Source organism: Psychromarinibacter sediminicola, from assembly GCF_029168335.1.
In the GTDB taxonomy this organism is placed as follows: Bacteria; Pseudomonadota; Alphaproteobacteria; order Rhodobacterales; family Rhodobacteraceae; genus Psychromarinibacter; species Psychromarinibacter sediminicola.
In genome coordinates this window covers 43,038-63,715 of record NZ_JARGYC010000006.1, presented here as the reverse complement: position 1 = coordinate 63,715, position 20,678 = coordinate 43,038, and the positions used below count along the sequence as shown (strand labels likewise).

Sequence of the window (20,678 nt, the reverse complement as noted above, 5' to 3'; positions counted from 1 at the left end):
CGGGTCGAGTTTCGCCTAGACGATGCGGGGGCGGTAATCAACCGGACAAAGCGGCGTGAATTGCCGCAGCGTCCGCTGGTCGGAGGCCCGTCAGGGCGGGGCAGGAAACAGCGGCTTGCCGTTCTTGCGGTGGCGCAGGATCAGCCGGGCAAGCCGGCCGCGCCCCGCCTGGATCGGACGGGCGGCCTCGGACGGGCGCTCGACCGGGGCGTCGGGGAAAAGCCGGGCGATCTCGTCGCGGGCCTCCGGCGGCAGCGCGCGCAGCGCCTCTCGTCCGCGCAGCATGGATTCGGTGGCCGCGCCCTCGGCCAGTATGATCTCGTGCCGGTCGAGCAGAAGGTGGTGGTAGGTCACGCCGCCGGCCCCTGTCAGCTGCTCGACCCCTGCAAGCCCCGTGAGCTTGACGGCGGGCACGAGCACCTCGCGGCAGCCGAACATTCGCGCCGCGATGGGCGAGGACAGAAGGATCCGGTGCTGCGGCGAGACAGTCAGGGCGCGGTGCGGGCGGCCGGCGGCCAGCGCGCCGGGCGCAAAGCGGACCGGCGCCAGATGCGGATGCGCCCGAAGATCCCGCGCCGTCAGCACCGCCCGCCCGGTCCAGCGCACCGGCTGCGCGCCGCGATCCATCGTCTGCACGACCTGCCCGGGCGGCAGCCGCTCCACCGGCCGCGTCCCGCCCGGGACTGCTATCCGCGTGCCGGCGGCGAAGCAGACCGCCGAGATGGCGTTGTCCACATCGAGGTTGATCCTGACATCGTCGCCGGCCGGGTCCCAGTCGAGCGCATGGGTGGTGATCGAGGTGATCGGCGGAAGGTCGCCCCCGGCCGCGGTGTCGTCGACGGCCATGAAATATCGCACCGCGCCGCCGTTCGTCGGCGTGGCGACGATGAACACCACCTCCGTGGCTCCGCCGTCGCCGGTGAGGGTGAGCGAAGTTCCGTCGGCGAAGGCCAGGTCGACTCCGCCGGTGCCGGGTACCACGAGTTCGATGCTGTAGGCCGTGTCGCCGATCGTCAGAACGCCGCCACCCGAGGCGGTCTCGTTCAGCTCGACGATCTCGCCCGGCGGGTTGTCGCCGTCGCCGGAATAGACGGCGTCGTCCACGACGCCCAGGATCTCCCCGCCCCCGTCCGGGCCGGGGGTGTAGGTCCGGTCGCTGCCGATCGAGGACAGCTCGATGAGGTCGGGTATCAGGGTCATGGCCCGGGCCGGTCTAGGCGACCCGGGTTAAGAAACGGCTTACGCCGGCGGGCGGGCGGCGCGCTTCGCCGTCAGGACCCGCCACGCCAGGCCGGCTGCGTCGGCACGAACAGCCCCAGCGTGTCGCCCACGGCCAGCGCGCCGGGCCGTTCCACCCAGGCGGTGACGCCGCGGCGGCTCTCGGCGGCGGGCTTGAACCCCTTGCCGTGGCCGGGATGCACGCGCTCGATCTCCTTCGCGGGGAACTGGCAGGGGCCGTTCTCCAGGTCGACGGTCAGCGTCGCGCCGGAGGGCGCCTGCAGCCGCGCGCCCGGCGGCACGTGGCTGAAATCGGGAATGCCCTCGACGACCATCGAGGCGCCGAGAAGCGCCGGGTCCAGCGTCTCCAGCCCGATGGCGGCGGCGATCTCGGCCAGTTCCTCCGCCGAGAGGATCGAGATCTGCCGCGTGTTGCGGATCTCGGTGCCCTTCGGGTGCAGCATGGTGAAACGCGAACAGGCGGGCCGCGTCGCGCCGCCGTGGCATTCGCCCGCGAACCCGTCGAACATGGCCTCGATGCGTTCCACCGGGTCGGCCAAGAGGCTGTCGTCGCGGTCCTTCACCCGGCCGAGCCAGGTGATGCGGGCGGAATGGTCGGTGCGGACGAGCGCGGGCATGGGCGAAAACCTCCGGGTCGGATTGCGCGTGCAGAATGGCGACCGTTTCGGGGGAAGGCAATCAATCGGACGGGGCGCCCGTTATCGGAGTTTTTGTAAAACTCCGGCCCGGATTGTTGCAAACAATCCGATCCGTTTTCTTTCCAAGAAAACGGTGCCGGTCAAGGAAAAACCCCCGCGCCGGGGCGCGGGGGCTCTTCCTGTCAGGTGGGTTCCGGCTCCATCCCGCCGCTGTCGCCCGAGGGCCGCGGCTTGGGCTTGGTCTTGGGGATCGCCGTGACCGAGGCGGTGCCGCCGGTCGTGTGGTCGTCCTCGTCGTCGCCGCGGTTCAGCGGCTCGCCCGCGATCACCTTGGTGATCTCGTCGCCGGTCAGCGTCTCGTATTCCAGCAGCCCCTGGGCCAGCCGGTGCAGATCCTCGTTCTTCTCGGTGAGGATGCGCTTGGCCGTGTCGTAGCCCTCGTCGATGAATTCCTTCACCTTGGCGTCGATGCGCTGCTGCATGTCGTCGGAGTGATTGGTGCCGGCGCCGTAGGGGCCCAGGTAGGATTGCTGCTCGTTGGCATAATCCACGTAGCCCAGCTCTTCGGCGAAGCCGAACTGCGTCACCATCGCGCGCGCGATCTTCGACACCTGCTGGATGTCCGAGGCCGCGCCGGAGGTCACGTTCTCCTTGCCGAAGATCAGCTCCTCGGCGACGCGCCCGCCCATCGCCATGGCGATCTTGGACTTGTACTTGGTCAGCGTCACCGACAGCTGGTCGCGCTCGGGCAGCGCCAGGACCAGGCCCAGTGCCCGGCCGCGCGGGATGATCGTCGCCTTGTGGATCGGGTCGTGCTGCGGCACGTTCAGGCCGACGATGGCGTGGCCCGCCTCGTGATAGGCGGTCAGCTTCTTCTCGTCGTCGGTCATGACCATGGAGCGGCGCTCCGAGCCCATCATGACCTTGTCCTTGGCGTTCTCGAAGTCCTCCATCGTGACGAACCGCCGGCCCACGCGGGCGGCCATCAGCGCCGCCTCGTTCACCAGGTTCGCCAGATCCGCGCCCGAGAAGCCCGGCGTGCCGCGCGCGATGATGCGCAGATCCACATCGGGGCCCAGCGGCACCTTGCGGGCATGGACGCCCAGGATCTTGTCGCGGCCGCGCACGTCGGGGTTGGGCACCTGCACCTGCCGGTCGAACCGGCCGGGGCGCAGCAGCGCGGGGTCCAGCACGTCGGGGCGGTTCGTCGCCGCGACGATGATGATGCCTTCGTTCGACTCGAAGCCGTCCATCTCGACCAGAAGCTGGTTCAGCGTCTGCTCGCGCTCGTCGTTGCCGCCGCCATAGCCCACGCCGCGCGAGCGGCCGACGGCGTCGATCTCGTCGATGAACACGATGCAGGGGGCGTTCTTCTTCGCCTGCTCGAACATGTCGCGCACGCGGGACGCACCCACGCCCACGAACATCTCGACAAAGTCGGAGCCCGAGATGGTGAAGAACGGCACGCCCGCCTCGCCGGCCACGGCGCGGGCCAGCAGGGTCTTACCGGTACCCGGCGGGCCGACCAGCAGCGCGCCTTTCGGGATCTTGCCGCCCAGACGCGAGAATTTCTGCGGGTTGCGCAGGAATTCCACGATCTCTTCGAGGTCGTCCTTCGCCTCGTCGATGCCGGCGACGTCGTCGAAGGTCACGCGGCCCTGCTTTTCGGTCAGCAGCTTGGCCTTGGACTTGCCGAAGCCCATCGCGCCGCCGCGGCCGCCGCCCTGCATCCGGTTCATGAAATAGATCCAGACGCCGATCAGCAGCAGGAAGGGCAGGAAGGTCATCAGGATCGTCTGGAAGCCCGACTGCTCCTGCGGCTTCGCGGTGACGGTCACGTCGTTCTCGATCAGCATGCCGGTCACATCGGCGTCATCGGGCCGGATCGTGCTGTAGTCCTGGCCGTCGGCGCCGCGGAACAGGATGCGTTCGCCGTCGATGGTGACCGAGGCGACATTGTCGTTCTCGACCCGCTGCACGAAGTCGGAATAGCTGATCGACCGGGTGGTCATGGTCGACTGACCGCCCGAGAACAGGTTGAACAGCGCAAGGATCAGCAGGAATAGTACGACCCAAAACGCGATATTTCTGGCGTTGCCCAAGGAAAACTCCTCCAAGTCTGGCTCTCGCGGCGCCCCGCGGGCCTGCCTGCTTAAAATAGGGAACGGGGCGGGATCTTCAACGCTATAACACCGATGCGACGAATTCGCAGCGGGTTTCGTCCAGTTCCGCCGTCCAGCCGGCCGGCATGCCCGCCAATGGGGCGGAAATCAGCGCGTTTCCGCGCCACACGGAGGGCGAGGCGAGAAGCGTCGGCCGCGGCAGGCCGGTCGTACGGCGGTTGGGACATTGTGACACGGCCTCGCCCAGGGCGCGGACCTCCAGCTCCGGCGCGTGCGGCCCGGTCAGCCGCCAGCGCCCGTCCCACAGCGCGTCGGCGGGGCCGGCGAGATCCTTCACGGCGTTCCATTCCCGGGTGATCCGCAAGCGGCCGTCGGGCGCGTGCGAGACATGGCAGCCGCAGATCGTATGGCTCTCCTGCCGCGCCAGCGCCGCGCGCAGGTTCGTCAGGCTCGATTCGCGCGGGGGATAGTCCGCGCCCGACACGAAGATCAAAGCCGCGACCAGCAGGCGCCGGTCGATCTCGGCCGGCACCGGCGGGTCCGGCGCGCGGTCGAGCAGCACGTCGCCGCGGTCGACCCGGACGCATCGCGGCGCCTCGATCCGGGCATAGTGCTGCAGCGCGTCGCGCGCCGCCGCCATGTTGTCGGCCACCCGGCCCAGCGTGCCGGCGTCGATCCCCAGCGGAGTCAGAACCTCGACGATCTGCCGGGTCCGCGCCCGGTCATAGCGAAGGTCCGCATTCGTCGGGTCGTCGCACCACGCGATGCCCCGACTTTTCAGATAGGCGCGCAGGTCGGTGCGGCGGATGTCCAGAAGCGGGCGCAGCCAGGACAGGCCGTGCAGCTCGAAGCGCGCCCGCATCGTGGCCAGCCCGTCGATGCCCGACGCCCGCGCCAGCCGCATCAGGAAGGTCTCCGCCACGTCGTCGGCGGTATGGCCCAGCGCGACCGCGCCGATCCCCCGGCGCCCGGCCCAATCCGCGATCAGCCGGTATCGCGCCGCCCGCGCGTTGGCCATCAGGTTGCCGCGCTCGCCGCCGCCGTCCCAGCGCAGGGTCTCGTGCGGCACGCCCCAGCGGGCACAGAGCGCGGCCACATGCGCGGCCTCGTCGCGCGCCTCGGGCCGCAGACCGTGGTCCACCGTCACCGCCTCCAGCGGCACGCCCGGCCCCGTCACAGTCATCAGCAGATCCAGAAGCGCCAGCGAGTCGCCGCCGCCGGAGACGGCGACGCCCAGCCGCGACGGAGCGTTCGGGGCGATGCGGCCGGCGACCCGACCCCGCAGCCGCTCGGCGAGCGGCGGCTCGTGGCTCACTGACAGCCCAGCGTCTGCGCCTGGGTCGCCGCCTCTGCCGCCTGCGGTGTGCCGGGGAAACGCGCGCCGACCTGGCGCAGCATCACGCAGCCCTCCTCCGCCTGGCCCAGCGAATTCAGCGCCAGCCCCAGCTTCAGCAGGGCCTGCGGCGCCCGCGGCCCCTCGGGGCGGCCGGAAAAGGCGTCGAGATAGGCGCGGGCCGCCGGCGCGGTCTGGCCGGACTGCGACAGCGCCTCGCCGCGCAGGAAATGCGCCTCGGCGTTCAGCGGGCCGCCGGGATAGGTCTCGGTGAAGGCGCGGAACATCTGCGCGGCCTGGCCGTACTCGCCGGCGTCGTAGGCGGCCTTGGCGCGGTCGAAATCCGCCTGCTCGCCCATCGCCATCTCGGCCCCGTCGCCCGTGCCGGTGTCGTCCCCGGCCGGCGGCAGAACCTCGATCGGCGCGATCTCTTCCTCGGCCACGTCGCCGCCCAGCGTCGGCGTCTCGCCCAGATCGGCGATGTCGCAGTCGGCCTCCAGCTCGCACAGCCGGAACTCCAGGTCGCCGACGCGGTTGGTGCCGTCCTCGACGATGCGGTTGACCCGCAGCTCCATCGCCTCGGCCTCGGCGGTCAGGCGTTGCAGCTCGGCCTCGATCCGGTCCATCCGCTCCAGCGCGGTCGCACCGCCGACGGCCACCTCTGGCGCACCGGTGGTCGACAGCTGCCGCTTCAGCCGCTGCAATTCCACATACAGCACCGACAGCTCCTGGCGGATGTCGGCCAGGGTCTGCTCCTGCCCCGACTGCGCCGCGACGGGCCCCGCCGGCGCCGCCAGCGCCACGGCCAGGACCAGGGCCTTCACACCACCGCGCATCGCCGCCTCAGCTCACGCCGCCGGCGGTGACCACCGTCACCGCGCGCCGGTTCTTCTGATAGCACGCTTCCTCGGAACAGATCTCGATGGGCCGCTCCTTGCCGTAGCTGATCGTGGTGATCCGGTTCGCCGACACCCCGCGCGAGATCAGGTATTCCCGCACCGCGTTCGCCCGCCGCTCGCCGAGGTTGAAGTTGTAGACCCGCGTGCCCTGCTCGTCGGCGTGGCCCTCGATCTTGGCGTTGTATTCGGGGTTGTCGATCAGCCAGGTCGCCTGGCGGTCCAGCACGCCCTGCGCCGCGGGGGTCAGGCTGCTCTGGTCCACCTCGAACAGAACGCGGTCGCCGATCGCCTCGCTGAAATAGGCGGGCGAGGCGGGGTTCGACGGGTCGTTCAGCCCGCCGGTGCTGTCATAGGCGTCGGGGTCGGTGATCCCGCCGTTCGGGCCGGCCCCGTCGCCGCCGAAGCGGTCGGGGTTGGAACAGGCGCCGAGCGCGATCAGGGCCAGCGCGCCGATGGCAATGCGGAAGGGGGTCATCTGGTCATGCCTCTTTGGGTCATTGTCGCTCGATGCCGGCAGTCTAGCACCATCGCGGCGGTTTGGGAACGAAGCGTCATTGCAGCAGCGGCGACCACGTCGGATCGGAGGCCGCCGTCTCCAGCGGGACGCGGCGCAGGTTGCGCCCGGTGATGTCGACGGAATAGAGCGACGGCTGCCCCGAGGCGCCCTGGCTCTCGCGGGTGAACATGATCACGCGGCCGTTGGGCGACCAGGTCGGGCTTTCGTCCAGGAAGGACGCCGTCAGCAGGCGTTCTTCGGACCCGTCGGTCCGCATCACGCCGATATGGAACCGGCCCTTGTTCTGTTTCACGAAGGCGATCATGTCGCCCCGCGGCGACCACACGGGCGCGCCGTAGCGTCCCGCGCCCGAGCTGATCCGCCGCGCCTCGCCGCCGCCCGCGGGCATCACATAGAGCTGCTGGCTGCCCGAGCGGTCGCTTTCGAACACGATGAAGCGGCCGTCGGGCGACACGCTGGGCGAGGTCTCGATCGACGGTGCGCTGGTCAGCTGCCGCGTCGCGCCGGTCTGAAGGTTCAGCTCGTAGAGGTCCGAGTTGCCGCCGCGCGCCAGCGAGTAGATCACCTTGTTGCCGTCGGGGGTAAAGGAGGGCCCCACCGACATCGCGCCGGCCTCCTGTTCCAGCACCCGGCGCTCGACGGTGTCGACGTCCAGGATGTGGATGCGCGGGCTGCCGGTCTCGTAGCTGGTGTAGAGCACCCGCTTACCGTCGGGCGAAAACCGCGGCGCCAGCACCAGGTTGCCGCTGTCGGTCAGGTATTCCACGTTCGCGCCGTCGTAATCCATGATCGCCAGCCGCGTGCGCCGGGCGTCCTTCGGCCCGCTGGAGGCGACGAACACGACGCGGCTGTCGAAATAGGCGCCCTCGCCGGTGATCCGGGAATAGACCGCGTCGGCCACCTTGTGCGCCATCCGCCGCCAGCTGTCCTGGCTGGCCGCGAATTGCAGTCCGTCGCCCAGCTGGTTCTCGGCGAACACGTCGAACAGGCGGAACTTCACGATCACCCGGCCGTCATTCGTGGTCTGCACCGCCCCGGTGATCAGCGCCTGCGCGTTGATCGCCTTCCAGTCGGAATACTGCACCGGGCTCTGAAAGCTGGTGACGTCCGAGATATAGGCGTCGCGCGGGATCTCGCGGAACAGCCCCGTGCCGGTCAGGTCGGCCGAGACCACGCGGGTGATCTGCCGCGCCATCTCGGCGGCGCCGGGATTTTCCGGGACGAATTGCGGGATCGCGAAGGGCAGAGGCTCGATCACGCCCTCGGTGATCTCGATCCGGAGCGGCCCGCGCTCCTGCGCGGCGGCGGGACCGGCGGCGGCCAGGCCCAGGGCAAGGGTCAGGATCAAAAGGCGGATCATGCGTGAAATACCCTCTCGATTGTCACGTCACTGGCGCGGAGCGGCGGCTCGCAGGGGTTCGAGGCCACCATATGGCGCGGCGGGACGGTTTATCTACCGTTAATGGAGTCGTTCGGTTCGCGGGTGCGAGTGCGACGACGGGGCGAAAGATGGCCTTGCCCATGCACCGTGCCCCGTAGGAAGACATCGCGGACCCTTTCATTGCCGGTGCGCTCCCTCGGGATCGAAGGTCATCTCGATTCTCTTCCAATGTGGGTATTTCTCTTCCGGCAGCGGGAAGCCCCGCGCCCCGCACCGAATGATCGCGCGGCGCGCGGCCTCGAAGGCGATACGCTCGGCCTCGCCGCCAGGGGTTTCCGAGCTCACAAGCCGGATCGAGCCGTTATCCGGTGTCCCGTCCCGGCGCATGTCGACGGAAACCACCACCGTCGTCTGTCTCGTCCCCGAGGGAGAGGCCCCGAGGGTCCAGCACTGCTGCACCGCAAGTCCGAGCGCCTCAATGACCGCGGGCGAGAGCGGCGGCGCGGGCTGGGCCAGGTCGACCGGAAGGCCGGCCTCGCCCGGTTCGGGGCCGAGGCGTTGACCCTCTGCCCCCGATGGGGTGACAAGACCGGACAGCAGGGCGGTCAGCAATGCCGATACGACGCGCCCCCTCATCTCAGCCGCATCCCCTCGGGGTTGAAGGTCATCTCGATCTCTTGCCAGTAGCCGTACTTTTCCTCCGGCAGCGGGAAGCCGCGCGCGCCGCAGCGGATGATCGCGCGTCGCGCCGCCTCGAAGGCGATGCGCTCGCCCTCGCTGCCGACATTGTTCGACGCCACCAGCCGGATCGAGCCCGTGTCCGGTGTCCCGTCGCGGTTCATGTCGACCGAGACCACCACCGTCGTCTGCAGCGCCTCGGTCGAGGAGGAGCCGAGGTTCCAGCATTGCTGCACCGCCACGCGCAGCGCCTCTTCCTCGCCGCGCGTCATCGGTGGGCCGGCGGGCGTGGCACTGGCGGCCGGGGCCCCGTCCTCGTTCGCCTCGGCCACGGCGCCGGCGATGGCCTCGGCCAGCTGGTCCTCCTCGGGCGCCTCCGAGGGCGCGTCGTCCGGCGCGTCGTCTGGCGCGTCGGGCTCGGCCACCTCCACCGGGCCTTCGACCGCCTCGGTCTCGGGCGCGGGGGCCGGAGCGGCGGGCCGCGCCCGCGGCACGGGCGAGCGGTCCGGCGCGCCCGAGGGCGTCTCCGCCTCGGTCACGATCTCGGTCGTCGCCTCTTCCGGCGCGGCGTCGGGCTGTTCTTCGGCGACCTGGTCGGTGTCGGCCTCCTCGTCCACGCGGGGCGCGGGCGTGTCGGCGATCTCGGGCGAATCCTGCGTCTCCGGCACCGGGTCCGGCGCCACGCGCGGGGCCGCGTCCGGCTGCGGCTCCTCGGCCACCTCGGGCTCGGGCGGGGCAGGCGGCTCGGCCGGCGGGGCGACCTCTTCGGGCGGCTCGACCACATCGGGTTCCGGCGCCGGCGGGGTCTCGGGTTCCACCGGCACATCCTCGGGCATCTCCGGCGCCTCGGCGAGCGGCGGTTCCGCCTGCTCGGGCGGCTCCTCCGGCCGCGGCGCCGGCGGCGGCGACGCCTCAACCTCCGGCTCGGCCGGCTCCGGCGGCGTCTCCTCGACCTCGGGGGCGGCGGTCTCCGCCTCCGGCGCCTCCTCGGCCACCTCCGGCCGGCTCAGCGCCGCGAACTCCTCCGACGAGATGATCGACACGTCCGCGACCGAGAATTCCGGTTCCTCCGGCGCCGGCTGCAACAGCCCGCCGAAGGCCAGCCACGCCAGCAAAAGCCCGTGGCCCGTGCCCGATATGACCGTCCCCGTGTCCAATGTCCTCAGCCGCCCGCGTCGTCCAGCGACGGCCCGCCGGTATCCGTCACCAGCCCGATGTTGCGGAACCCGCCGGCGTTCAGCGCGCCCATCACCTCGGCGACCCGGGCATAGGGTATCCGGCCGTCGGCGCGCAGGAAGATCTTGTCGCTCACCCGCTCGGCGGCGATGGCCCGCAGCCGGCCGATCAGCTGATCCCGCGCGATCTCGGTCGTCTGGATCATCAGCGTGCCCTCGTCGGTGATCGTCACCGTCAGCGGCTCTTCCTGGTCGACGGGCAGCGCCTCGGCCGCCGTCTCGGGCAGCTCGATCGGCACGCCCACGGTCAGAAGCGGCGCCGACACCATGAAGATGATCAGAAGCACCAGCATCACGTCGACGAAGGGCGTCACGTTGATCTCGGACATCGCGCGCGCGTTGCCCCGGCGGCGCCGGTCGCGCCCGCGCCGCTTGGCCCCGCCGCCGTTCTTGACGACCCCGGCCCCCATCAGGCCGCGTCCAGCTGCCGCGACAGGATGGTCGAGAACTCGTCGGCGAAGCTCTCGTAATTCGCCACGATGGCGTCGGAATCCGACGACAGCTTGTTATAGGCCACCACCGCCGGGATCGCGGCCAGAAGCCCCAGCCCCGTCGCCAGCAGCGCCTCGGCGATCCCCGGCGCGACCACGGCGAGCGAGGTGTTCTGCTGCCCCGCGATCTCGATGAACGAGCGCATGATGCCCCAGACGGTGCCGAACAGCCCCACGAAGGGCGCCGTCGACCCCACCGTCGCCAGGAACGGCAGGCCCCGGTTCAGGTCCTCGGCTTCCTTGGCGATGGCCACGTCCATCGACCGGTCGATCCGGCTCTGCGCGCCGGCGATCAGCGCGCCGTCCTGCCGGTGCGAGCGCCGCCATTCCAGCATCCCGGCCGCGAAGATCCGCTCCGACGCGCCGTCCGGCGTCGGGCCCAGCGTGTCGTAGAGCTCGTCCAGCGGCTCGCCCGACCAGAAAACGGCGTCGAACGCCTCCGCCTCGCGCCGCGCCGCGCGGTAGGTGATGATCTTTCGGATGATGATGGCCCAGGCCCAGAACGAGGCGGCCAGCAGCAGAAGCATCACCAACTGCACGACAAACGACGCACGCCAGAACAGCGCGAAAAAGGAGAAATCGGCTTCCATTGGTCCTGCTCTTTTCGTCGGCCCGGCTTGCGCGGGCTCTTCTTGCCCACGTGTCTACCGGATTTCGCCCCCAAAAGCCAAGAAAAGCCGTATTGGAAACACAAAGACCCGTGATCAGCCGACCACTCGGCGAATCTCTGCCGGCATCCGTCCCGGCCGGCCCGATTCCGTGAGCACCACCAGCGTCACGCGCGCCGAGAAAAGCACCTCTTCCCCGCGCGTTACGTCCTGTCGCAGGACCAGCCGGGCGGCCGTCCGCTCTACCGGCTCTGTAACAACGATCACCTCGTCGTCGAAGCGGGCGGGCCGGAGGTAATCCGCCTCCACCCGCCGCACGGCAAAGACCAGCCCCTGCCGCTTTAGCTCGCTCTGGTCGATCCCCAACTTGCGCACCCATTCGCTGCGCGCGCGCTCGATGAACTTCAGGTAATTGGCGTAATAGACGATCCCGGCCAGATCGGTGTCCTCGTAATAGACCCGGACCGGAAATCGGTGGCTCATTCCGCCTGCTCCTGCCGCCTCAGCACCGACAGCTGGAACGCCTGCCGGTTGCCCTTGGGCGTGACATGCACGTGCCGGCCGCGTTCGGCAAGCCGGAACCGCCCCGGCAGATGCGCCTCGACCTCGGCCGCCAGCGTGTCCGGGCTGTAGCGCCGCACCGGCAGGCCCGAGCATGTCTCCGGCCCGTCCTCGGCAAAGGTCATGAGAATGGCGGCGCCGTCCGGGTCCAGCGCGGCGTCCAGCGCTCGCAGGTAGCCCGCGCGCTGCGCCGCGTCGGTCAGGAAATGGAACACCGCCCGGTCGTGCCACAGCCCGTAGCGCCGGTCCGGCACCCAGCCGGTGACATCCGCCGCGATCCAGTCGACCTGCGCCGCCGCCGCGCCCATCCGCGCCCGGCTGGCCGCCAGCGCTTCCGGCGACAGATCCAGCACCGTCACCGGCCCGACCCCGCGCGCCACCAGCGCCTCCGCAAGCCGCGATGCGCCGCCGCCCACGTCGATCACCGGCCGGCCCGGCACGGCATGCCGCGCGATCAGCTCCAGCGACAGCGTCGGCGTCGCCTCGAACCAGGTCAGCCGGTCCTCCGCCCGCGCCCGATAAACCGCGTCCCAATGCGCCGTGCCGCCCGCTGCGCCGTCCGTGTCCATGCCCGTCTCCTTCCCCCGGCGGGCGCCGCCGTCAGCGGGGCGCCCCCTGCGGGAGATAGGCATCGGATGCGATAGTTTGAATACGTCGGCGCGCATCGGCCCGGCGACGCAAGACCCGGCCGTCAGAACCCCGCGACCTCGTAGGTCACCAGCGCCTCGCCGCGGAACGGGGTGCGGATCTGGAAATAGGCCTCCTCCGGCGTCGGCGCGTCCATGATCTCCGGCATTCGCGTGTCGAACCCGTAGAGCGCGAAGAACGACGTCCGCACCCGGAACCTCACGCGCCCGGGCGCGACCTCCAGGATCTCGATGCCCTCCTCCACGTGGCTGCTCGGCGTCTGTGCCTCGATGCGCCAGTGCTCCACCGACAGGCCGGGCACCGGGAACCCGTCATGCGAGAAGGACTCGACCCGAGCCTGCAGCTCGGCCGGGCTCATGCCGGAATGCACCGGCCCGCTCAAATGCAGCGTCGTCGGCCAGGCCCCGCCATAGGCGTGGATATTGACGATCCGCCTCTCCCCGCCGTCGGCCAGGGACACGACCTTGTCCTCGTAGACCGCGGTGGCGTTGACCGTCCGCACCTGGAAGCCGTCCTCCGGCATCCCGTCCAGCCACGCCTGCGCCGCTGCCTCGGCGGCGCGCTTGTCCTCCATCGTCGGGCAGTCGTCGTCGCATTGCGTCTTCCAGTACGGCTCGTCGCCGTTTTCGGACTGCGCCAAAGCCGTGCCCGCGGCAAGGCCGGCCAGGGCGGCGCCGAGCAGGAGGGGGCGAAACGGGAAGCGGGGCATGGAAAGGTCTCCGACGTTTGGCAGGTCCGGCGCAGCCTGCATGAGTCGCCGCCTTGCGTCCAACGCCGTGTGCGGACGCAAGGGTCGTGAGGGGAGGGTCGGGGCGTCCGGCGCCTTCGTGTGACGGGGCAGCGGTGGCGCATCCTTCAGGGGTCGGCCTGCGGCGCGCTTCGACCTCTCAGGGATAAAATTCCTTATTTCAAAGACTTACGGACGTCCCGCGATTGCGTTTGACAGTTTTGGTATAATACCTTAACAACTGGTATAACACCTTAATACCTAAATGCGCAGATCGGGAATTCGGACGGATATGAAGCGGCGGAAGTTGTCAGACGATGTCCGGCTCAGGCTGGAAGAGATGATCCGGGACGAGATCTATCCCGAGGGCAGCCACCTGCCGTCGGAACGCGACCTGATGGAACTCTTCGATGTCGGGCGGCCGTCGATCCGCGAGGCCCTGTTCTCTCTCGAACGCATGGGGCTCGTCCGGATTCACACCGGCGAACGTCCGCGCGTCACGCGCCCGACGATGCGGGACATGATGTCGGCGCTCGCCGGCACCGCGAACCTCCTGCTCGACCAGCCCAGCGGGGTGGAGCATTTCGAACAGGCCCGCGAGTTCCTCGAGGTCAGCGTCGCGCATCACGCGGCGCGCCACGCCACGCCGGACCAGATCGCCGCCCTGGAAGCCGCGCTGGAGGATAACGAACGCGCAATTCCGCGCGCCAGGGCCTTCGCCATCACCGATGTCGCATTCCACCGGGTGCTGACGGAGATACCCGGCAATCCGATTTTCGTGGCGATGCACGAGGCGATCGTCGACTGGATGATCAACCGGCGCACCCTGCCGTCCGCGGCAGAGCAGGGCAATCGGCAGTCCTTCGCGGGGCATCAGAGGATCGTCGATGCGATACGCCGCCGCGAGCCCGAAGCCGCCGCGGATGCGATGCGCGATCACCTGGAACATGCGCAGCGGCGGTTCAATCAGAAAAGGACTACCCAACAGGAGGAGACGACATGAAACATTTTGCACTCGGAGGGGTGTTGGCCATCGGCCTCGCCATGCCGGTCCTGGCGCAGGATCAGATAACGCTCAGGCTCGGCATGCAGGGGACCGAAGGCGACCCTCAGCACCAGGGCGTGGTCGAGGCCGCGCGCGTGCTGGAAGAAAGCTCGGACGGGCGCATCACGCTGGAGATCTTCCCCAACTCGCAGCTCGGCAACTTCACCGAGATGATGGAACAGCTGAAGCTCGGCGAGCTGGACTTCACGCTGAACCCCTTCGGCGGCATGAACCCCTGGGTCGAACGCGCCATTGTCGCGGATACGCCCTATGTCGCACAGGACTTCGAGCACCTGCAGGCGATGATCGCCTCCGACTGGGGGCAGAGCATCCAGGACGAGCTTCGCAGCGAGCACGGGCTGCTGATCATCGACGACTGGTATTTCGGGACGCGCCACACCACGTCGAACGCGGCGATCGAGAGTGCCGCGGACTTCGACGGGATGCGCCTGCGGGTTCCGAACTCTGCGCCGCTCTTGTCATGGGCGCGGGCGATGGGGGCCAGCCCGACGCCGGTGGCCTTCGCCGAGGTCTACCTGGCGCTGCAGACCAACCAGGTCGACGGGCAGGAGAACCCGCTGCCGACCATCGACTCGATGGGGTTCATGGAGGTGCAGTCGCATCTCGCCCTGACCGGACACCTCGTGCAGGATCAGGCCATCATCGCCTCGGCGGCGACCTGGGACACGCTCAGCGAAGAGGACAAGGCGCTGGTGACGGCGGCCTTCGAAGCCGGTGGCGACGTGAACGACCGGGTCGTCCGCGAGCGCGAGGCGAGCCTCATCGCCGACTTCGAGGCCGAGGGCGCCACCGTGACAGAGCCGGATCGCGCGGCCCTGAGCGAACTGATGGCGTCAGTCTATGCCGACCTCGACGAGCGCTTCGGCGACGGCACGGTCGCCTCCCTGACCGGGCTTGCCGGTGACTGACCCGAAGGCGCCCGCCGCACCCGGCGGGCGCCGAACCGCCGATCGGCACCGAGCAGCTTCCGGGACGACGTCAGAGCCATGTCCATGAACGGGATCGCACATAGGATCCTGCGCGCGGAACAGACGATGGGCATGCTTCTTCTGGCCCTGGTGTTCCTGTCGATCGCGCTTCAGATCATCACCCGCTTCGTCCTGCGCGACCCGCTGTTCTGGACCGAGGAGGCCGCGCGGTATCTCTATGTCTGGATGGTCGCCATCGGCAGTGCCGACGTGGTCCGGTCGAGGTCGCATATCACCATGGACGTCTTCTACATGCTCCTGCCGGTCCGCCTGCGCCTGGCGCTGCAGCTGGTGTTTCACGTCGCGATCTTCGGCTGCCTCGCGGTGCTGGCGTGGTACGGGACGCTCGGCACGATGCGGGCCCACAGCGTGATGTCCGTGGCCCTGCGCGTGCCGGAGTCGCTGCTGTACGGCGCGCTGCCCGTCGGTGCCGTGCTGATGGCCCTGCGCGTCGCCTTCATTTTCACCCAGGACGTCGTCGCGCTGATCCGCGGCGAGGTCGAAGACACCGGCGAGGCCGCCTGATGCCGACGCTCTTCGCAGGCTGGTTCGCCCTGCTGCTGGCCGGAATGCCGGTCGCCTTCACGCTGATCGTCGCCTCGGTGATCTACATGCTGGTGAACGGCATGGGGATCAACTTCGCGGCGCAGCGCATGGTCGCGGGGCTGAACTCCTTCCCGCTGCTCGCGGTGCCGTTCTTCATCCTCACCGCGCAGCTGATGAACATCTCCGGCGTCACCGAGCGGATATTCGACTTCGCCAAGTCGCTCGTCGGGCACATCACCGGCGGGCTGGGCCACGTCAACGTCCTGGCGAGCCTGCTGTTCTCGGGCATGTCCGGCTCGGCGGTCGCCGATGCGGCGGGGCTGGGCCAGCTGGAGATCAAGGCGATGCGGGATGCCGGCTACGACGACCGGTTCGCGGGTTCCCTGACCGCCGCCTCGGCGATCATCGGCCCGCTGGTTCCGCCCTCCATCCCGCTGGTGATCTACGGGGTCATCGCCAGCACCTCGATCGGCGGCCTGTTCCTGGGCGGTATCGTGCCCGGCCTGATCTGCGCCCTGACGCTGATGGTGACGGTGTATATCATCGCCCGGCGCCGGGGGTATCCGAAAGAGCCGCGGCCGCCCCTGCGGCAGATCGGCAAGGTCTTCCTGCGCGCGCTCGTTCCGCTGATGACGCCGTTCATCATCATCGGCGGCATCTTCGGCGGCATCTTCTCGCCCACCGAGGCGGCGGTGGTCGCGGCGAGCTACGCGCTGTTTCTCGGCTTCGTGGTCTATGGTGAACTGACGCTGGCCAAGCTGGCCGAGGCGATGCGCGACACCGTGATCTACACCTCGGCCGTCGGCCTCTTGATCATGGGGGTCTCGCTGTTCGGCTACATCATGGCGCGCGAGCAGGTGCCGCAGGAATTCGCGCAGTTCTTCCTGTCGTTCTCGGAAAGCCCCGTGGCCTTCCTGCTGATCGTAAGCCTGATGCTGATCCTGCTTGGGACATTCGTCGATACGCTCGCGATCCTGCTCCTGATCGTTCCGGTGCTGGTGCCGGCGGCCCGAAGCTATGGCATCGACCCGATCCATTTCGGGATCGTGGTGGTCTTCAATCTCATGGTCGGCATCCTGACCCCGCCGATGGGGGTCGCGCTGTTCGTCGTGTCGTCGGTGGCGCGGATCCCCTTCCGGGATCTGGCGATCGGCGTTCTGCCGTTCCTGTTGCCGCTGTTCGTCGTTCTCCTCCTGCTCATCTTCTTCCCCTCCCTGGTCACGTATCTGCCGCGAACGCTGATGTGAGCCGGGCATAACGGAAAGCGATCATGGCACTCAGACCCGGCATATATACCTCGCTCCTGACGCCCTTCGCCGCGGACGAGTCGATCGACGTTGACGCGGCCCTGCGCCTGATCGACCTCCAGCAGGAACATGGCGTGGACGGGCTGTATGTGGGGGGCAGTTCCGGGGAGGCGATGCTTCAGTCGCGCACCGAACGGGCGGACTACCTGACGGCCGTGTCCGAGGCCGCGGGCGGCAGGTTCGAGCTGATCGCCCATGTCGGCGCCGCCTCGACGGCGGATGTCCTGGCCCTGGCCGAGACCGCGGCAGAGTCCGGCTATGCCGCGGTGTCGGCAATCTCGCCCTTCTACTACCCGTTCTCCCGGTCCGAGGTGATCGCCCACTATTGCGAGATCGCCGACGCCGCCGCGCTGCCGCTGGTGATCTACAATTTCCCGGCGATCTCGGCCGCGTTCACCATGGACGAGTTCAAGCTTCTGCTCTCGCATCCGAACATCGCCGGGCTCAAGCACACCTCGTCGGACATGTATCAGCTCGAACGGATCCGCACCGCGTTCCCCGAAACCGTGGTCTATAACGGCTATGACGAGATGTTCGTCGCCGGCATGGCCAGCGGCGCGCAGGGCGGGATCGGGACGACCTACAACTTCATGGGCGATCTCTTCATGCGGCTCGCCTCCGAGATCCGGGCGGACCGGATGGACGAGGCACGCCGGCTTCAGCGCATCGCGAACACGGCCATCGACGGTCTGATCAGGGTCGGGGTGATGCCCGGCGCCAAGGCGATCCTGGAGCTGATGGGCGTCGGGATCGGCCAGTGCCGCCGGCCGTTCCGGAAACTGGTGCAAGGCGACCGCGAGGTGCTGGCCGCGGCGATCCGCCCACTCCTCGACTGGAGGGCCGAGGGGTGAGCGCGGGGCCGGAGCGTCCGACCGGCATCTGGGGGACGGTCCTGCTGCCGGTCACGGCGGCGGGCGAGATCGACTGCGACGCGCTCGACGAGGAGGTCCGGCTGCTCTGCGACAGCGGGGTCGCGGGGATCTACACGAACGGGACGGCGGGCGAATTCCACCTCCAGACCGAGGCGGAGTTCGATCGGGTGACGGAACTCGTCGCGCGCCGGGCCGTCGACGCGAAGATGCCGTTCCAGATCGGCGTCAGCCACCCCAACCCGCGGGTGTCGCGGGACCGGCTGGCGCGCATCCGCACCGTCGGCGCCTCGGGCGCGCAGTTCATCCTGCCGGACTGGTGGCCGCATTCGATGGCGGAGCTGGCGCGCTTCGCGGAGGGCATGCAGGAGGCGGCCGACGGGCTGTCCCTGATCCTCTACAACCCGCCCCATGCGAAGATCCGGCTTTCCCTGTCGGAGATCGCCGAGCTGCGCCGGATCGCGCCGGGTATCGTCGGCGCGAAGCTTCCCGGCGGAGATGCGGACTGGTATAAGGACCGTCGCGAGCGCCTCCCCGATTTCTCGGTCTTCGTGCCGGGGCACACGGTGGCGTTCGGACGCCCCCTCGGCGCGGACGGCGCCTATTCCAACGTCGCCTGCCTGTCGCCGCGCGCCGCCGGTCGGATCTGGACCCTCGCGGAAAGCGCTCCGGCGCGGGCCGTCGAACACGAGGCCCGTGTCCGCGCGTTCCTGGACAGATACGTCGTCCCCCTCGTCACGCAATGCGGCGTGTCCAACGCGGCGCTCGACAAGATGTTGGCGGTGCTAGGCGGCTGGGCGCCGGTCGGGCGGTACATGCTCTGGCCGCATCTCGCCTGCCCGCAGGACGCCATCGACCGGGCCATGCCGGACGCCCGGGCGCTCGTTCAGACGGTGCTCGCCGATGTGGCCTGAACCGCGCGGCGCCTTTCGGCCCGGCGGGCGACAGCGGACACCGAATGCCGGCGTAGAAGGAAAGGGTAGGACATGAAACTCGGCCTCGGCCTCTACAAGCACATGCTGACGGCGGAGAACTACGCGTTCGCCCGGCAATGCGGCGCGACCCACATCGTGGCGCACCTGACCGACTACTTCGCCGACGGCCCCCGGCTCCCCGGACAGACCGCGATGGGCTGGGGCGTCACCCGGGGCGACAGATCGGTCTGGTCGCGCGACACCCTGGCCCGGCTCAAATCCGAGATGAACGCCGCCGGCCTGGAATTCGCCGCGATCGAGAACTTCGATCCCGGCCTCTGGTACGACGTGCCGCTCGGCGGGCCGCGCCGCGACGCGCAGCTCGATTTCATCGCGCAGATCATCCGCAACATGGGCGCCGTCGGCATCCCGGTCATGGGCTACAACTTCTCCATCGCCGGCGTCGCGGGATGGAGCGCGGGGGCCTTCGCCCGGGGCGGGGCCACCAGCGTCGGCTTCGTCGAGTCCGATGCCCTGGGCCTGGACCCGATCCCGAACGGGATGATCTGGAACATGGTCTACGACCCGGAGGCGCCGGAGGGCACGATACCGCCCGTCGACCACGAGACGCTCTGGGCCAACCTGCACGCCTTCCACGACGCGATCCTTCCCGTCGCGGAGGCGGCGGGTGTGCAGCTGGCGGCCCACCCCGACGATCCCCCGATGCCGACGATGCGCGGGCACGCGCGGCTGGTCTGGCAGCCGCGGTTCTACGACAAGATGTTTGCCGACAACCCGTCCCGCGCGAACCGCGCCGAACTGTGCATCGGCTCGCTCTCGGAGATGTCCGAAGGCGACATCTACGCCGATGTCGACCGCTGGAGCCGCGACGGCCGCGTGGGCTATGTCCACCTGCGCAACGTCCGCGGCAAGGTGCCGGAGTATCACGAGGTCTTCATCGACGAGGGCGACGTCGACATCCCCAGGATCCTGTCGATCCTGAACCGCAACGGCTTCGACGGCACGGTGATCCCCGACCACACCCCGCAGGTCACCTGCGACGCGCCCTGGCACGCGGGGATGGCCTTCGCGCTCGGCTACATGCGGGCAGAGATCGACCGGCTGGGCCGGCCCGCATGAGACTGCCCGGCAAACGCGCCATTATCACCGGATCGTCGCGCGGCATCGGCGCCGGGATCGCGCAGGAACTGGTGGCCGAAGGCGCCCGGGTGGTGATCAACACGCACGACCCGGCCGAAATGCCGGCCGCCGAGGCGCTGACGGCGCGCCTCGACGCGGCCGCCGGCGCCGGCACGGCCCATGCGATCCGCGCCGACATCTCGGTCCCCGACCAGGCCGAACGACTGATCCGGACCGGTGCCGACCGGCTCGGCGGCCTCGACATCCTGATCCACAACGCGGGCGTGGAAAGCACCGTCGCCGCCATGGACCTCGACCTCGCCGAGTGGGACCGGGTGATGAACACCAATCTGCGCGGCGGCTTCGTCTGCGCTCGCGCCGCCGCCCGCCGGATGGTGGCCGACGGCCGGGGCGGCGTGATCCTGTTCACCTCGTCGATCCACGAGTCGGTCTCCCGCCTCGGCCTGACGCACTACGCCGTCAGCAAGGCGGGGCTGCGCATGCTCGGCAAGGCCCTGGCCCTGGAATGGGCCGAACACGGCATCCGCGTGCTCGGCATCGCCCCGGGCGCCATCGAGACCGACGCGAACGCCGCCGAGATCGCCGCCTTCGGCAAGCACAGGTTCGAGGACTGGATTCCCCTGTCCCGCCTCGGACGCGCCGCGGATGTCGCGAAGGTCGCGGCCTTTCTCGTCTCCGACGACGCCGGCTACATCACCGGCACCACGCTCGAAATCGACGGGGGCTATGTGCTGAACCTCGTCCGCTACGATCCGCGAAAGGGCTGAGA

The 20,678-nt window shown here is 69.4% G+C and carries 22 protein-coding genes; 8 read left to right on the top strand and 14 right to left on the bottom strand.

Annotation, left to right across the window (positions count from 1 at the left end; genetic code table 11):
- Positions 1-90 precede the first annotated feature (90 nt).
- The 14 genes from P1J78_RS03790 to P1J78_RS03725 all read right to left on the bottom strand — a co-directional run bounded on the left by P1J78_RS03790 (position 91) and on the right by P1J78_RS03725 (position 13,060).
- Positions 91-1,200, bottom strand: a complete 1,110-nt coding sequence (locus P1J78_RS03790; protein WP_275565992.1) for a Hint domain-containing protein — start codon at positions 1,198-1,200, stop codon at positions 91-93.
- Between the two features lie 71 nt (positions 1,201-1,271).
- On the bottom strand, positions 1,272-1,856 hold the full coding sequence (locus tag P1J78_RS03785; RefSeq protein ID WP_275565991.1) for an MOSC domain-containing protein: 585 nt from the start codon (positions 1,854-1,856) through the stop codon (positions 1,272-1,274).
- A 203-nt stretch (positions 1,857-2,059) separates the two neighbouring features.
- On the bottom strand, positions 2,060-3,979 hold the full coding sequence (gene ftsH, locus P1J78_RS03780) for an ATP-dependent zinc metalloprotease FtsH (RefSeq protein WP_275565990.1): 1,920 nt from the start codon (positions 3,977-3,979) through the stop codon (positions 2,060-2,062).
- An 82-nt stretch (positions 3,980-4,061) separates the two neighbouring features.
- Positions 4,062-5,315 (bottom strand): tRNA lysidine(34) synthetase TilS, encoded by a 1,254-nt coding sequence (tilS, locus tag P1J78_RS03775; RefSeq protein WP_275565989.1) that lies wholly within the window; start codon positions 5,313-5,315, stop codon positions 4,062-4,064.
- On the bottom strand, positions 5,312-6,169 hold the full coding sequence (ybgF, locus tag P1J78_RS03770) for a tol-pal system protein YbgF (RefSeq protein ID WP_275565988.1): 858 nt from the start codon (positions 6,167-6,169) through the stop codon (positions 5,312-5,314). The genes tilS and ybgF overlap by 4 nt, the downstream gene beginning before the upstream one ends.
- Before the next feature lie 7 nt (positions 6,170-6,176).
- Positions 6,177-6,707, bottom strand: a complete 531-nt coding sequence (pal, locus tag P1J78_RS03765) for a peptidoglycan-associated lipoprotein Pal (protein WP_275565987.1) — start codon at positions 6,705-6,707, stop codon at positions 6,177-6,179.
- Positions 6,708-6,783: 76 nt separating this feature from the next.
- The gene (tolB, locus tag P1J78_RS03760) at positions 6,784-8,118 is read right to left on the bottom strand and encodes a Tol-Pal system beta propeller repeat protein TolB (protein WP_374213156.1); all 1,335 of its coding nucleotides are present in this window, start codon (positions 8,116-8,118) and stop codon (positions 6,784-6,786) included.
- Between the two features lie 189 nt (positions 8,119-8,307).
- Complete coding sequence (gene tolA, locus P1J78_RS03755; protein ID WP_275565985.1) at positions 8,308-8,742, bottom strand: cell envelope integrity protein TolA; 435 nt, start codon at positions 8,740-8,742, stop codon at positions 8,308-8,310.
- Between the two features lie 20 nt (positions 8,743-8,762).
- The gene (gene tolA / locus P1J78_RS03750) at positions 8,763-9,965 is read right to left on the bottom strand and encodes a cell envelope integrity protein TolA (protein ID WP_275565984.1); all 1,203 of its coding nucleotides are present in this window, start codon (positions 9,963-9,965) and stop codon (positions 8,763-8,765) included.
- Positions 9,966-9,970: 5 nt separating this feature from the next.
- Complete coding sequence (tolR, locus tag P1J78_RS03745; RefSeq protein ID WP_275565983.1) at positions 9,971-10,453, bottom strand: protein TolR; 483 nt, start codon at positions 10,451-10,453, stop codon at positions 9,971-9,973.
- Positions 10,453-11,124 (bottom strand): protein TolQ, encoded by a 672-nt coding sequence (gene tolQ / locus P1J78_RS03740; RefSeq protein ID WP_275565982.1) that lies wholly within the window; start codon positions 11,122-11,124, stop codon positions 10,453-10,455. Before tolQ ends, tolR begins: the two co-directional genes overlap by 1 nt.
- Before the next feature lie 114 nt (positions 11,125-11,238).
- Positions 11,239-11,625: a tol-pal system-associated acyl-CoA thioesterase gene (gene ybgC, locus P1J78_RS03735; RefSeq protein WP_275565981.1), complete on the bottom strand. Its 387-nt coding sequence runs from the start codon at positions 11,623-11,625 to the stop codon at positions 11,239-11,241.
- Positions 11,622-12,272: a class I SAM-dependent methyltransferase gene (locus P1J78_RS03730; protein WP_275565980.1), complete on the bottom strand. Its 651-nt coding sequence runs from the start codon at positions 12,270-12,272 to the stop codon at positions 11,622-11,624. Before P1J78_RS03730 ends, ybgC begins: the two co-directional genes overlap by 4 nt.
- Before the next feature lie 122 nt (positions 12,273-12,394).
- Entirely contained in the window at positions 12,395-13,060 is a 666-nt protein-coding gene (locus P1J78_RS03725; RefSeq protein WP_275565979.1) for a hypothetical protein, read from the bottom strand.
- Positions 13,061-13,343: 283 nt separating this feature from the next.
- Between P1J78_RS03725 and nanR the strand changes: the two genes are divergently transcribed.
- The 8 genes from nanR (at position 13,344) to P1J78_RS03685 (ending at position 20,676) form a co-directional block, all read left to right on the top strand.
- Complete coding sequence (gene nanR / locus P1J78_RS03720; RefSeq protein ID WP_309568089.1) at positions 13,344-14,081, top strand: transcriptional regulator NanR; 738 nt, start codon at positions 13,344-13,346, stop codon at positions 14,079-14,081.
- A complete protein-coding gene (locus P1J78_RS03715) occupies positions 14,078-15,052 on the top strand; it encodes a sialic acid TRAP transporter substrate-binding protein SiaP (RefSeq protein ID WP_275565977.1) in 975 nt (324 codons plus the stop codon). Before nanR ends, P1J78_RS03715 begins: the two co-directional genes overlap by 4 nt.
- Positions 15,053-15,184: 132 nt before the next feature.
- Positions 15,185-15,637, top strand: coding sequence for a TRAP transporter small permease (locus P1J78_RS03710; protein ID WP_275565976.1), 453 nt, complete (start codon positions 15,185-15,187; stop codon positions 15,635-15,637).
- Positions 15,637-16,905, top strand: coding sequence for a TRAP transporter large permease (locus P1J78_RS03705; RefSeq protein ID WP_275565975.1), 1,269 nt, complete (start codon positions 15,637-15,639; stop codon positions 16,903-16,905). The genes P1J78_RS03710 and P1J78_RS03705 overlap by 1 nt, the downstream gene beginning before the upstream one ends.
- Positions 16,906-16,928: 23 nt before the next feature.
- Positions 16,929-17,816 (top strand): N-acetylneuraminate lyase, encoded by an 888-nt coding sequence (locus tag P1J78_RS03700; RefSeq protein WP_275565974.1) that lies wholly within the window; start codon positions 16,929-16,931, stop codon positions 17,814-17,816.
- Positions 17,813-18,748, top strand: coding sequence for a dihydrodipicolinate synthase family protein (locus P1J78_RS03695; RefSeq protein ID WP_275565973.1), 936 nt, complete (start codon positions 17,813-17,815; stop codon positions 18,746-18,748). The genes P1J78_RS03700 and P1J78_RS03695 overlap by 4 nt, the downstream gene beginning before the upstream one ends.
- A gap of 72 nt (positions 18,749-18,820) precedes the next feature.
- The gene (locus P1J78_RS03690) at positions 18,821-19,888 is read left to right on the top strand and encodes a mannonate dehydratase (RefSeq protein WP_275565972.1); all 1,068 of its coding nucleotides are present in this window, start codon (positions 18,821-18,823) and stop codon (positions 19,886-19,888) included.
- Positions 19,885-20,676, top strand: a complete 792-nt coding sequence (locus P1J78_RS03685; protein WP_275565971.1) for an SDR family NAD(P)-dependent oxidoreductase — start codon at positions 19,885-19,887, stop codon at positions 20,674-20,676. The genes P1J78_RS03690 and P1J78_RS03685 overlap by 4 nt, the downstream gene beginning before the upstream one ends.
- The last annotated feature ends 2 nt before the right edge of the window (positions 20,677-20,678 follow it).

Excerpts from the sequence above, each read along its gene's own strand:
- P1J78_RS03690 (WP_275565972.1), top strand. The coding sequence starts at position 18,821 with ATGAAACTCGGCCTCGGCCTCTACAAGCACATGCTGACGGCGGAGAAC.
- pal (WP_275565987.1), bottom strand. The coding sequence starts at position 6,707 with ATGACCCCCTTCCGCATTGCCATCGGCGCGCTGGCCCTGATCGCGCTC.
- ybgC (WP_275565981.1), bottom strand. The coding sequence starts at position 11,625 with ATGAGCCACCGATTTCCGGTCCGGGTCTATTACGAGGACACCGATCTG.
- P1J78_RS03730 (WP_275565980.1), bottom strand. The coding sequence starts at position 12,272 with ATGGACACGGACGGCGCAGCGGGCGGCACGGCGCATTGGGACGCGGTT.
- P1J78_RS03785 (WP_275565991.1), bottom strand. The coding sequence starts at position 1,856 with ATGCCCGCGCTCGTCCGCACCGACCATTCCGCCCGCATCACCTGGCTC.
- P1J78_RS03700 (WP_275565974.1), top strand. The coding sequence starts at position 16,929 with ATGGCACTCAGACCCGGCATATATACCTCGCTCCTGACGCCCTTCGCC.
- P1J78_RS03725 (WP_275565979.1), bottom strand. The coding sequence starts at position 13,060 with ATGCCCCGCTTCCCGTTTCGCCCCCTCCTGCTCGGCGCCGCCCTGGCC.
- tolR (WP_275565983.1), bottom strand. The coding sequence starts at position 10,453 with ATGGGGGCCGGGGTCGTCAAGAACGGCGGCGGGGCCAAGCGGCGCGGG.
- ybgF (WP_275565988.1), bottom strand. The coding sequence starts at position 6,169 with ATGCGCGGTGGTGTGAAGGCCCTGGTCCTGGCCGTGGCGCTGGCGGCG.
- nanR (WP_309568089.1), top strand. The coding sequence starts at position 13,344 with ATGCGCAGATCGGGAATTCGGACGGATATGAAGCGGCGGAAGTTGTCA.
- P1J78_RS03685 (WP_275565971.1), top strand. The coding sequence starts at position 19,885 with ATGAGACTGCCCGGCAAACGCGCCATTATCACCGGATCGTCGCGCGGC.
- tolQ (WP_275565982.1), bottom strand. The coding sequence starts at position 11,124 with ATGGAAGCCGATTTCTCCTTTTTCGCGCTGTTCTGGCGTGCGTCGTTT.
- P1J78_RS03705 (WP_275565975.1), top strand. The coding sequence starts at position 15,637 with ATGCCGACGCTCTTCGCAGGCTGGTTCGCCCTGCTGCTGGCCGGAATG.
- P1J78_RS03710 (WP_275565976.1), top strand. The coding sequence starts at position 15,185 with ATGCTTCTTCTGGCCCTGGTGTTCCTGTCGATCGCGCTTCAGATCATC.
- P1J78_RS03790 (WP_275565992.1), bottom strand. The coding sequence starts at position 1,200 with ATGACCCTGATACCCGACCTCATCGAGCTGTCCTCGATCGGCAGCGAC.
- P1J78_RS03715 (WP_275565977.1), top strand. The coding sequence starts at position 14,078 with ATGAAACATTTTGCACTCGGAGGGGTGTTGGCCATCGGCCTCGCCATG.